Genomic DNA, 12395 nt, shown 5'->3' on the forward strand with positions numbered 1-12395 from the left:
CTCCCAAAGTTTGCTATGCAAACCTTGGGCCCCGCCGTTGCGTCTCCACACCCCCATTCGTGCCTGCGGCACGAATCGCCCCCTGACTCAGGGGGCTGGGCCATGCAGCACCGCATCTTGTAGGAGCGGCGTAAGCCGCGATGAGGCTTTCCCGACAGACTCAATCGCTCCTGCGATCAAGGGATCACAAGTGGGCGTCGATCAGCGCGCGCGCGCCCTGCGCGAGCAGGCGTTCGGCGACCTGGACGCCCAGCGCCCGTGCCGCGTCCACGCCGTCCACCACGGTCTGCGCGGACGCCCGCACCGCATGGCCGTTGCCGGCATCGCCGACCAGGCCGTCCAGGGCCAGATCGCTTCCGTCCAGGCGCGCCAGCGCCGCCACCGGCACATGGCAGCTGCCGTGCAGGGCACGGTTCATCGCCCGCTCGGCCTCGACGCAGATCCGGGTCGGCGCGTGCTCCAGCGCCGCGCAGGCCGCCTGCACCGCGTCGTCGTCGTTGCGGCATTCGATCGCGATCGCGCCCTGCGCCGGCGCCGGCAACCACACCGGCGCCAGCAAGCGCGCGCGGATGCGCGCGTCCAGGCCGAGCCGCTGCAGGCCGGCGCAGGCCAGCACGATCGCGTCGTACTCGCCCGCATCCAGCTTGGCCAGGCGGGTGTTGACGTTGCCGCGCAGGTCGCGCAGCTGCAGGTCCGGGCGCAGCGCGCGCAGCTGCGCCTGCCGCCGCAGCGACGAGGTCCCGACCACCGCACCCGGCGGCAGTGCGTCGATGGTCCCGAAGCGCGGGCTGACGAAGGCGTCGGCGGGATCGGCACGCTCCAGCACCGCCGGCAGCGCGAAACCCGGCTCCAGTTCCATCGGCACGTCCTTCAGCGAATGCACCGCGCAGTCGGCTTCGCCGCGCTGCATCGCCACCTCCAGTTCCTTCAGGAACAGGCCCTTGCCGCCGATCGCGGCCAGCGAACGGTCGAGCACCTGATCGCCACGGGTACTCATCGGCACCAGTTCGACGGTCAGTCCAGGGTGGGCGGCACGCAGGCGGGCGGCGACGTGTTCGCTCTGCCAGAGGGCGAGCGGGCTCTTGCGGGTGGCGATACGCAGGGTCTTCATCCGCGTAATTATCGCCCAGCCGGCGAGCGCGGCGGAAAACCCGGCTCCGTACGCCCGCGATGCCCCCGGCCGGCGGCCACCGGAGGCCGCTCAACGGCCTCCGGCATGCGCGCGGCCGAGGCCGCCGCGATCAGTAACCCTTCTCGAAATTCAGCATGAAGCCGTTGTCGCGATCGCCGCCGTCGCCGAACAGGCCGCGATACTCGACCCGCAGACCCATGTCGCGCGGCAGGTAGAACATCGCCCCCAGCCCGATCATGAAGCGGCTGCGGTCGAAGCCGGTCAGCGCGGCATGGTAGAGCGGTCCGGTCAGCAGGTCGGCGTAGCGCATGCTGGCGCTGCTGTCGCCGTCGAAGTCGTACTGGTATTCCAGCCGTGCCTGCGGCGCGAACGCGCCCCAGCGCGTCGGCCGCCGCGACTCGAAGCGGAAGCCGAGGTTGGCGGTGGTCGAGTCCACGTCCATGTCGCCGTAGGCGAGGCTGTAGATCGGGTCGCCACGCTCGACGTAGCCGTCCAGGTTGGCCCGCGACAGGTCGACGCGGGCATACGGCGTCAGCTGCCAGTTGTCGCGCTGGTACTGCGCACCGGCCGACAGCGAGCCGAACCACTGGCTGCCGTCGCGCGAACCGCGCACGAAGCCCCCGGTCGGGGTCACGTAGCGGCGCAGGTCGTACGACAGCTGCTGGTAGCCCAGCAGGCCGTCGACGAAGAAGCGGTCGCCGGGGTGGTAGCTGGCGTACAGCACGAACGCATAGGCGTCGCCCTCCACCCGGCTGCCGTTGTCGCCGACGTCGCTGTCGTCGCGGCCCAGGCCGATGCCGCCACCGAAGGCGAAGGCCGGGCTGACCCGGTAGTCCACGCCGGCGCTGATGCCGTCGCTCTCGAAGTCGGCACCTGCGCCGCCGCCACGGCCGTCCTGGTTGCCGGAGCGGATGACGCCGCCGACCCAGGCGCCGAACGGCGACGCGCTCGAACCGCCCGTGCCGCCGCCGGCCGCGCCCTGCGCATCGTCGGCGCCGCCCGCCGCCATGCCCACGGCATCGTTGGATGCCATCAGTTCGTCGCAGGGATCGCCCGGCTTGCGTCCGATCCGCTCCACGCAGTGCTCGCTGACCGCGAAGCTCAGGCGGTTGCTCAACTGCGCGCCGCCGCGGTTGTCGTGCAGGTTTTCCAGGCGCTGCTGGAAGTTGCCCATCTGCGCCGAGGCGAAGCGGCGCGCCGAGTCGGCCTGCGCCTCCAGCAATCCGCGCACCTCCGGATCGCGCGAGGGATCCGGACGGTCGACGATCTCCAGCGCATAGGTCCGGGTACCGGTGAAGCCCAGCGCATCGGTCGCGGTCACGGTGAAGTCGAAGTCGCCCGCGACCGGGGTGCCGTCGAGGCCGCCGTCGGCCGCCAGGGTGAGCCCGCCCGGAAGCGCACCGCCGGTGACCGCGAAGCTGTACGGCGCCGAGCCGCCGCTGGCGGCGAGGGTCTGCGCATAGGACTGTCCGCCGACACCGGTGGGCAGGGTCTCCGGGTTGATCGTGATGACCGGCGCGGACACCGTCAGCGTGTAGGCGTTGGTCGCGGTCGCCGGAGTGCCGCCGGTGCTGTCGGTGGCGCTGATCGAGAAATCGAAGTCGCCGGCGACGGTCGGAGTGCCGGTGAGCGCGCCGCTGGCGCCGTCCAGGCTCAGGCCATCGGGCAGGCTGCCGGAAGCGATCGCATAGACGTAGGGCGCGATACCGCCGTCGGCGACGAAGCCCTGGCTGTAGGCGACGCCGGCCGTCGCATCCGTCAGCGTCGCCGGGGTCAGGCTCAGCGTCGGCACCGCCACCTGCAGCGTGTAGTCGCGGCTGCCGGTCTGGCCGTTGGCATCGGTGACGGTCACGGTGAAGGCGAAGCTGCCGGCACGGGTCGCAGTGCCGGACAAGGCACCGTCGGCGCTCAGTGCCAGCCCATCCGGCAGGCTGCCGGTGGTGACGGCGAAGGCATACGGGGCGACGCCGCCGCTGCCGCTGAGCGTCTGCGCGTAGGCCTGCCCGGCGGCGGTGTCCGCCAGCGTCGCCGGGTCGATCGTCAGCGCGGGCGCCGGCACCTCCAGGGTGTAGGCCTGCGTGATCGAGAACGGCGCACCGCTGCCGGTCAACGCGGTGTCGGTCGCGGTGATCGTGATCGGGTAGCTGCCCGGCGCGGTCGGCGTCCCCGACAGGGTGCCGCCGCTGAAGCTCACACCGTCCGGCAGCGCGCCGGATACCGCATAGCCATATGGCCCCGGGCTGCCGCTGGCGGCGAAGACCTGCGAGTAGGCGGCGCCGTAGGTCAGCGTCAGCGTGCCCGCCGCCGGCGACAGCGCCAGCGTCGGCGCGTTGATCACCAGGCTGTAGCTCTGACTGCCGGTCTGGCCGTTGGCGTCGGTCGCCTCGATGGTGATCGCGAAGGTGCCGACCTCGGTCGGCGTGCCCGACAGCGCGCCGCCGCTGGACAGGGCCAGGCCGGCCGGCAACGTGCCGCTGGCGAGGGCGAAGCCGTACGGCGCGACGCCGCCGCTGGCGGTGATGGTCTGGCTGTAGGCGACGCCCGGATCGCTCGCCGGCAGCGTGCCCGGGCTCAGCGTCACCGTCGGCGTGGCGACCGCGATGACGTAGCTCTCGGAGACGGTGAACGGCGCGCCGGTGCCGCTGGCGCCGTCATCGGTGGCGACGATCATGAAGCTGAAGTTGCCGGTGACCGTCGGCGTGCCCGACAGGGTGTCGCCGGACAGGCTCACGCCGGCCGGCAGGCTGCCGCTGACCGCGTAGCTGTACGGGCCGACGCCGCCGCTGGCGGCGAAGCTCTGCGAATAGGCGGTGCCGTAGTTCGCATTGAAGGTGCCCGCCGCCGGCGACAGTGCCAGGCTCGGCGCCGCCACGCTGAGCACGAACGCCTCGCCGACCGCATACGGACCGTTGCCGGTACTGCTGTCGGTCGCCGACACGTTGAGGCTGAAGCTGCCGGCCTCGGCCGGGGTGCCGGACACGGTCACCGTATCCGCGCCGGTGGCGGTGATCGACAGCCCGGTCGGCAGGTTGGTGACCTGGTAGCCGCTCCACGGTGCGGCGCCGCCATTGAAGGTGAAGGTCTGGCTGTAGGGCGCGCCCACGGTCGCCGCCAGGGTACCGGCGGCGGTGATGGTGATCACCGGATCGCTCACCGTGATCGACACCGTTGCCGGGGCCGAGGTACCGCTGGCATTGGTCGCGGTGTAGGTGAAGCTGTCCGGACCGGCATAACCCGGGTCGGGCTGGTAGCTGATCGAGGTGCCGCTGACCACCGCGGCGCCGTGGCTGGGCGCGGTCGCGACCGCCACCGAGGCCGGCGCACCGCCGCTGATGTTCAGCGCCACGTTGGTCGCCGCGGCGTCGTAGGGCACGGTCGCCGAAACCGCATTGGCGACCGGTACCTGGTCGCTCACCTCGATCGAGTAGCTCTGGGTCGCGGTGTAGGGCCCGGTGCCGCTGCTATCGACCGCTGTGATGTTGAAGTTGAAGATGCCGACCGCGCTCGGAGTGCCGGTGATCGCGCCGCTGGCCGCATCCAGGCTCAACCCGTCCGGCAGCGCAGGTGAACTGATCACATAGGTGTATGGCGCGGTACCGCCGGAGGCGGGGGTAATCGCGTCGCTGTAGGGCGTGCCCAGGGTGCCGCCGGCCAGCGTGGTCGCCGGCAGCGAGATCGTCGGCGCGGCGACGGTCAGGGTATAGGCCTGGCTGCCGCTGAACGGTCCCGGGACCGGGCTGCTGTCGGTCGCGGTGGCGGTGAAGGAGAAGCTGCCGCCCGCGGTCGGGGTGCCGCTGAGCACACCGCCCGAGGACATCGCCATGCCGGCCGGCAGCGCGCCGGCGGTCACTGCAAAGGTGTAGGGCCCGCTGCCGCCGCTGGCGGTCAGCGTCTGCGCGTAGGGGACACCGACAGTAGCGGCGGGCAAGCTGCCCGGACCGACCGTCACCGGCACGTCGTCGTTGCTGATCGTGCCCACGCCCTGACCGTCGGCGATGCTCGCGTTGACCGCGCCGCTGAGATTGACGAAGAAGGTCTCGTCCGCCTCCGGCACGCTATCGCCGTTGACGGTGACCGACACCGCCAGCGCGGTGGTGCCGGCATTGAACAGCAGGCCGCCGCTGAGGCTGGTGTAGTCGCCCGGCGCGGTCGCGGTGCCGTCGGCAGTGGCGTAGTTGACGGTGACGTTGCGGCCGCTGGGCGCGCTCAGGCTGACGGTGAAGTTGGCGTTGACCGTGCCATTGCCCTCGATCACGGTGACATCGTCGATCGACAGGCTCGGCAGCGCATCGTCGTTGACGATCGTGCCGACGCCCTGGCCGTCGCCGAGGATCGCATTGGCGACATTGGTGATGTTGACGAAGAAGGTCTCGTCGGACTCGTTGAGCAGGTCGCCGTTGACGACTACGTTGAAGACCTGGGTGGCGGCGCCGGCCGGGATGTTCACGCCGGTCAGGCTGGAGGCGGTGTAGTCGCTGCCCGCGGTGGCGGTGCCGTCGGCGGTGGCGATGTCGAAGCTCACCCCGCCCGGGCCCGCGGGCGAGCTCAGGCTGATCGTGAACGACACACTCTGCGTGCCCGAATCGCCCTCGGGGAAGGTGACGTCGTTGATCGTCAACACCGGCAGGTCGTCGTTGAGGATGGTGCCGGTGGTGCTGTTGGGCGCGCCGACGGTGTAGCCGGCGCCGGCCGCCAGGGTGAGGACGACGGTCTCGTCCGCCTCGGTGGTCACATCGGCGATCGGGTTGACGACGACGGTGGCGCTGGTGTTGCCGGCCGGGATGATCACCGGCGAGGTGATCGTCGCGTAGTCGGTGCCGTTGGTCGCGGTGCCGCTCACCAGGTAGCCGACCGCAAGCGCCGAGGTCGAGGGCTGGTCGAGACTGACGGTATAGGTCAGATTGCCCGCGCCGTCCTCGCTGACCGACGCCGGGCTGACCGCGATCGAGGCCACCGGCGCATCGTCGTTGAGGATGGTGCCGGTGGCGCTGGACGGCGTGCCTACGGTGTAGCCGCTGCCCGGAACGACGGTCAGGACGACCGTCTCATCGGCTTCCACGGTGCTGTCGGCGGTCGGATCGATGACGGCGATGGCCGTGGTGCTGCCCGACGGGATGGTCACGGTGGCCGTGTTGCCGGTGAAGTCGGTGCCCGCGGTCGCGGTGCCGCTGGTGGTGATGTTGACCAACGTCGAGGAGCTGAGGTTGGCGCTGCGGGTGAGCGTGTAGACCAGGGTCGCCGCACCGTCCTCGCTGACCGAGGCCGGCGACACCGCGATGCTCACGGTCGGCGCCGGACTGACCGTCAGGGTGTAGTTCTCCAGCTCGAAATACACGCCCGGGCCGCTGCTGCTGTCGGTCACGCGAAGCGTGAGCGGGTAGCTGCCCGGTGCCGCCGAGGTGGTGCCGCTGAGCAGGCCTGCGCTCGACAGACTGATGCCCGCTGGCAGCAGCCCGGACTCTACGGCGAAGGTATGCGGGGCGACACCGCCGCTGGCGATCAGGGTCTGCGAGAACGCGACGCCCTGGATCGCGGTACCCGAGGTCGGCGCGATCGACAGGGTCGGGTTCTGCACCGTACCGGTGTAACCCTTGTCGACGAACTGGCCGATGTTGTCGGTCGAGCGGACCACGAAGGCATAGCCGCCGCGCTGGGTCGGCGTGCCGCTGACGAGACCGCCGGAAGTCAGGCTCAGCCCCGTCGGCAAGGTGCCGCTTTGCAGGGTGTAGGTGTACGGAGCGGTGCCGCCGGCCGAACTCAGCGCCTGCGAGAATGCGGTGCCGGCGGTCATGGCCGGCAGGTTCGCCGGCGACACCGTGATCGGCGAGGTCGGCGGATCGATGGTGATGTTGACCGTCACCACGCCCAGGTCGTTGTCCTCGAGGAAGAACTGGTCGCTGGTCGCGGCGTTGCCGCTGTGGGCGTAGGTCACGAACTGGGTGCCGCCGCTGTTGAGGCCGATGGTGACCGTGCCGTGCTGCGCGAACGGTGGGATCGGTCCGCTCATGCCGCCGTCGAACGGGCCGTCGCAGGCGCTCACGTCGATCGCCACCGAGCCGCCATTGGCGACGTTGGCGCTCAGGGTGGGACAGTAGACCGAGGGCGCGGCGAACGCAGCGGAGGACCAGATCGCCGCCAGGCACAGCAGCCCGACCGTCGCGATTCGTGACCAGACGCCGTTGCCACGGCCGCGTACGCTCACCCCGATCGAATCGTGCATGTCCCTTGCCCCCTGGATGGATACTGCATCTGCCATGACACCGATGGGCGCACACGCCCGATGCCTGCCAACGCATTTCCTGTCATCGACCGGCCACGCCGTGGCCGGTCCGCCCCTGTCGCCCGCCATTGAAACAGGGCTTGGGGTCAAATTGGAAGTGCCGCCTCCGTCACAGCTCTTGTGGCGACGACGCCAGCCGTTCAGAGTAGGCGCCGCGGCGCACGAAGCGCCGCGCATCGATTCCAGGGGAGATGGCGATGAGCGAGTTCTTTCTCGGTCAGATCATGATGGCCGGCTTCAACTTTGCACCAAAGTACTTCGCGCTATGCAACGGACAGCTGTTACCGATCAACCAGAACCAGGCGCTGTTCTCGCTGCTGGGCACACAGTTCGGCGGCAACGGCACCAGCAACTTCGCACTGCCTGACATGCGCAGCCGCACACCGGTCGGCTACGCCACGTCGGTGGACCCGGCCTGGCAGCCGCCGGCCGTGCAGATGGGCCAGGCGGCGGGTTCGGAAACCGTCACCCTGCAGGCCGACAACCTGCCCGCGCACAACCACACGGTCAACGCGTCCACCAACAACGGCGACAACCGGATTCCGTCGAACCGGATCTTCGCGACCAGCAACAACGCCGCCGGCGCCGCACTACCGCTTTACGGCCCCTCCAACGGGCCACTGGCGACACTGAACTCGCAGTCGGTCTCCAATGCCGGCGGCAGCCAGGCGCACGCGAACCTGCAGCCGTACAACACGATCAACTTCTGCATCGCGCTGTCGGGCATCTTCCCCTCGCGCAGCTGATCGACATCCACGGATCCAAGACCCGCGCGCGCAGCGCGCGTGTCCACAGCATAGGAGTGCACCCATGTCACAACCGTATATTGGCGAGGTCCGGATGTTCAGCTTCGGACGGACGCCCGCCGGCTGGCACGCCTGCGACGGCAGCCTGCTGCCGATTTCGCAGTACGACGCCCTGTTCTCGCTGATCGGCACCGTCTACGGCGGCGACGGCCAGACCACCTTCGCGCTTCCCGACCTGCGCGGCCGCCTGCCGATCCACCAGGGCCAGGGCAACGGGCTCAGCCACTACTCGATGGGCCAGAAGTCCGGCGCCGAGCAGGTCACCCTGCTGTCGACGCAGATGCCCGCGCACAGCCATCCGATGGTGGCGACCACCGCCGCGGCGACCTCGCTCACTCCGGGCCCCAACCTGCTGCCGGGCACCGTCAGCGGCGACACCTTCTACGTCAACACGACCACCGGAAACACGCCGGCGCCGATGTCGGCGCAGATGACCGGTCTCAACGGCGGCAACCAGGCGCATGAGAACTGCATGCCGACGCTGACGGTGCAGTACTGCATCGCCATGTTCGGGATTTATCCCAGCCCGACCTGATCCCGGCCACCACATCCCGCAGCGCCATGCAGGCGCGGCCGCGCGACCCGCGCGCGGCACCTTTCCGGAGGAAAGCACCATGACACAACCCTTCATCGGCGAAATCCAGATGTTCGGTTTCAACTTCAATCCGCGCGGCTGGGCGTTCTGCAACGGCGCGACCCTGCCGATCTCGCAGAACACCGCGCTGTTCTCGCTGATCGGCACCAACTACGGCGGCAATGGCCAGAGCACCTTCCAACTGCCCAATTTCGCCGGCCGCGCCGGCACCCAGCAGGGCCGCGGTCCCGGCCTCAGCACGCGCATGCTCGGCGAGCCGTTCGGCACCGACAGCGTCGCCCTGGCCACAAGCCAGATCCCGTCGCACAGCCACGGAGCGGTCGCGTTCTCGCAGAGCGCGGCGGGTAGCGGTTCGCACTCTCCGGTCGACAACGGCGGACTGTCGTTCCTGGCCACCAGCACCGCCTCCAAGACCTACATCGAGCCGCCGGCGAACACCCAGATGGCGGCCAACATGGTCGGGATGAGCAGCGGCAACGGCAGCCCGCACCCCAACCAGCAACCCTACCTGGGGGTGAACTTCTGCATCGCCCTGGTCGGCGTCTACCCGTCGTTCCCCTGACGGTGACGACGGCGCCGGCGCCGCAGGGGTTGCCGCCCTTTCCGGCCAACGACCGTGCAGTCCAGCCTCCCGCGCCCCTGACCGGGCGCGGGTTCGGGCTGCGTCACGCCAGCGCTGCCGACCTGCCCTGGCTTTGCCGCCTGTACGCGACGACGCGGGCACGGGAAATGGCCGCGCTGCCCTGGCTGGATGCCGTCAAACAGGCGTTCCTGGAGCAGCAGTTCGCGCTCCAGCACCGCCACTACCTCGCCCACTACGGCGACAGCGATTTCCTGATTATCGAGGACGTCGACGGCCCGATCGGGCGCTACTACCTGCAGCGCGCGGCACCGGAGCACCTGATCGTCGACATCAGCCTGATGCCCGAGGCGCGCGGCCGCGGCATCGGCGCCGCGCTGATCGCCGATTCGCAGGCGCGGGCCGCCGCCGCGGGCTGCGGCATGCAGTTGCACGTGGCCACGCACAACACCGGCGCGCAGCGGCTGTACCAGCGCCTGGGCTTCGTCGTCACCGCGACCGAGGCCGGCTACCAGCGGATGCGCTGGGCGCCGCCCGCCACCGCCGGGACTTGAGCCGCGGCGGCGACACGGCCGCGGCTCAGTTGAACACCGCCTGGTAGAGGAAGCCGTCGCGTTCCTGCGCGACCGGCACCAGGAAGATGCCGACCTCGCCGACGCGCGGATGGCGCATCTGGTAGGTCTGCTGCGGGAACAGGAACGCGGATCCATTGCGGAACAGCAGCGAGAACGGCGCACGCGAGGCATTCCCCGGCGCCTCCTGCAAAGGCCGCGCCTCGACCAGCACGAAGGGCACGTCCATGTCGTTCAACGAGGCCGAGAAGGTCTCGTTCACGCAGCCCGCGAAATGTTGCAACGTCAGCAGTTCCATTCCTTTCCCACTCCTGTTGACGACCGCGGCGACGCCGCGGCCCACGGATTCCCGGCAAGCGGCCGCTATAGGTGTTTGAGGGTCTCGCGCACGCCGGCCACGCATCGACGGCTGACCTCCAGCGGCTGCGTGCCGTGGCGCAGGATCGCCTGCACGTGGCCGTCGGGGCAGCGCCTCAGCTCGACGATCTCGTAGCGCGCGACCAGGCAGTTGCGGTGGATGCGCACGAAGCGCTCGCCGAACTCCTCCTCCAGCGACTTCAAGGATTCCTCGATCAGGTCCTCGCCGTGGACATGATGGACGACGACGTACTTCTCCTCGGCCTGCAGGTAGTGCACGTCCTCGATCGGGATCAAGCGCAGACTGCCGCGCAGGCGTGCGCACAGGTGGGTGCGGCGCTGGCCGTCCAGGCGCGCCTGGCCCTGCTGGCGACCGGCGGCGAAGGTGCGCACGCGTTCCAGCGCCGCGGCCAGGCGCTCGGCCCGTACCGGCTTGACCAGGTAGTCGATCGCCTCGGCCTCGAACGCCGACAATGCGTGCGCGTCGTAGGCGGTGCAGAACACCACCGCCGGGCGCGGCTCGAACGCGGCCAGGTGATGCGCGGTTTCCAGGCCGTCCAGGCCGGGCATCGCGATGTCCAGCAGGATCAGATCGGGCTGGTGCTCGGCGCAGGCGTGCAGGGCGTCGTGACCGTCGCCGGCCTCGGCCACCACTTCGACGCCGTCAAGATTCGCCAACAGACCGCGCAGGCGCTCGCGCGCCAGCGGCTCGTCGTCGGCTATCACCACCTTCATCGCCCCCACACCGTCTCCCGTGTCGCCCCCCGCGCGATGTTCCGCATCATGCCCGGTTTCGGGCCTCGTCGGCTGCATGCCCCACTCCAGGGTTGACCAGAATAGTAATGCCGGCGCCGGCCACGGTCATCCGTCGACGCGGAAAACCATGAACCCGCCCCTGCGGACGGCCCGGCCACTGCCGGATACAAACGCGGCGCGCGACCGCCAGCGGCCCTTTCCGCCCGCGGACGCGACTCAGCCGCGGTCGGCGGCGGCGAATACCCGCGACATCCAGTCGCCCAGATCGCGGATCTGCTCGGCGCAGACCTGGTGCGCCATCGGATAGACGTGCCAGTCGATCTCGAAACCCAGCTCGCGCAACGCACCCGCACTGGCCTGGCCGCCGGCAAACGGCACCACCGGGTCGAACTGGCCATGGGCCATGAACAGCGGTTGCGAGGCCGCCTGCGCGGTGGCCTCGCGCCGCAGCCGTTCCGGCATCGGCAGGTAGGTCGACAGCGCGATCAGCCCGGCCAGCGGCACCTCGCGCCGAAGACCGGCCGCGAGGGTGACCGCGCCGCCCTGCGAGAAGCCGGCCAGCAGCAGCCGCGAGGGCGGCACCCCGCGCTCGCCCTCGCGGGCGATCAAGGCCTCGACCTGGGCGACCGACTGGTCGACCCCGGCCTCGTCGGCGCGCTGGGCCAGGTTCATGTCGCGGATGTCGTACCAGGCGCGCATCGGCACGCCGTTGTTGATCGTGACCGGACGCACCGGCGCATGCGGGAACACGAAGCGCAGCGCCGGCCAGTCCTTGCGGACCAGCTCGGGAACGATCGGGGCGAAATCGTTGCCGTCGGCGCCCAGGCCGTGCAGCCAGAGCACGCTCCACTGCGGCGCGGTGCCGGTTTCGTGTTCGACGGTATCGAGCAGGCTTTCGGTATCCATGCGGCATTGTCGCCGCCACCCGCCGCGGCTGCCAAGCGCGGCCACAACGGCCGGCGACGGTGCTCAGCCGCCGCGCGGCAGGGCGAAGTTCAGCGTCCGGGTGATGGTCACGCTCGACGCCCCCGGTTCGAAGCGCCAGCCCCTGGCCGCCTGGATCGCCGCGTCCTCGAACACGCCCTCCGGTTGCGCCGACAGCAATCTGACCGAGCTCACGCTGCCATCGGGCTCGACGGTGAAGCTGACCCGGACCTGGCCCTCGATCCGCCGTCGCATCGCCAGCGGCGGATAGCGCGGCTGGACCTCATGCAGCAGTCGCGGCACCCGGGTCGGCGCGCGCGCCGCCGTGGCCGTACTCGCAGCCGCCGTCCCCGAGGTGGCGGCCCGGGATGCGGCGGGAGCCGACGCCGTGGC

Annotated in this window: 9 protein-coding genes and 1 pseudogene; 4 read left to right on the forward strand and 6 right to left on the reverse strand. The window is 70.3% G+C overall.

Annotation, left to right across the window (positions count from 1 at the left end):
- Positions 1-184: 184 nt before the first annotated feature.
- Both hemC and FKV24_RS18610 read right to left on the reverse strand, forming a co-directional pair.
- A complete protein-coding gene (hemC, locus tag FKV24_RS18605) occupies positions 185-1111 on the reverse strand; it encodes a hydroxymethylbilane synthase (RefSeq protein ID WP_111265338.1) in 927 nt (308 codons plus the stop codon).
- 157 nt (positions 1112-1268) lie between these two features.
- Positions 1269-7352, reverse strand: a pseudogene (locus tag FKV24_RS18610) (putative Ig domain-containing protein); the annotation flags it as partial.
- A 257-nt stretch (positions 7353-7609) separates the two neighbouring features.
- On the opposite strand from FKV24_RS18610, the gene FKV24_RS18615 reads away from it, so the two are divergent.
- The 4 genes from FKV24_RS18615 to FKV24_RS18630 all read left to right on the forward strand — a co-directional run bounded on the left by FKV24_RS18615 (position 7610) and on the right by FKV24_RS18630 (position 9947).
- Positions 7610-8158 carry a phage tail protein gene (locus tag FKV24_RS18615; RefSeq protein WP_111267913.1) on the forward strand — a complete coding sequence of 183 codons (549 nt, stop codon included), beginning with the start codon at positions 7610-7612 and terminating at the stop codon, positions 8156-8158.
- 64 nt (positions 8159-8222) lie between these two features.
- Positions 8223-8753, forward strand: coding sequence for a phage tail protein (locus FKV24_RS18620; RefSeq protein WP_111265336.1), 531 nt, complete (start codon positions 8223-8225; stop codon positions 8751-8753).
- A gap of 79 nt (positions 8754-8832) precedes the next feature.
- Complete coding sequence (locus FKV24_RS18625; protein WP_141483456.1) at positions 8833-9375, forward strand: phage tail protein; 543 nt, start codon at positions 8833-8835, stop codon at positions 9373-9375.
- A 29-nt stretch (positions 9376-9404) separates the two neighbouring features.
- A complete protein-coding gene (locus FKV24_RS18630) occupies positions 9405-9947 on the forward strand; it encodes a GNAT family N-acetyltransferase (protein ID WP_141483459.1) in 543 nt (180 codons plus the stop codon).
- 25 nt (positions 9948-9972) lie between these two features.
- Here FKV24_RS18630 and FKV24_RS18635 read toward each other — a convergent pair whose 3' ends face one another.
- From FKV24_RS18635 to FKV24_RS18650, 4 genes are all read right to left on the reverse strand, one after another.
- Positions 9973-10263, reverse strand: coding sequence for a DUF6916 family protein (locus tag FKV24_RS18635; protein WP_111265334.1), 291 nt, complete (start codon positions 10261-10263; stop codon positions 9973-9975).
- A gap of 65 nt (positions 10264-10328) precedes the next feature.
- A complete protein-coding gene (locus FKV24_RS18640; RefSeq protein ID WP_111265333.1) occupies positions 10329-11057 on the reverse strand; it encodes a LytR/AlgR family response regulator transcription factor in 729 nt (242 codons plus the stop codon).
- Positions 11058-11294: 237 nt separating this feature from the next.
- Complete coding sequence (locus FKV24_RS18645) at positions 11295-11984, reverse strand: alpha/beta hydrolase (RefSeq protein ID WP_141483457.1); 690 nt, start codon at positions 11982-11984, stop codon at positions 11295-11297.
- 63 nt (positions 11985-12047) lie between these two features.
- Positions 12048-12395: energy transducer TonB (locus tag FKV24_RS18650; protein WP_211371922.1), on the reverse strand; the 348-nt coding region annotated here is incomplete at its 5' end.

The sequence above is a fragment of the Marilutibacter maris genome, assembly GCF_006546735.2.
GTDB lineage: Bacteria > Pseudomonadota > Gammaproteobacteria > Xanthomonadales > Xanthomonadaceae > Marilutibacter > Marilutibacter maris.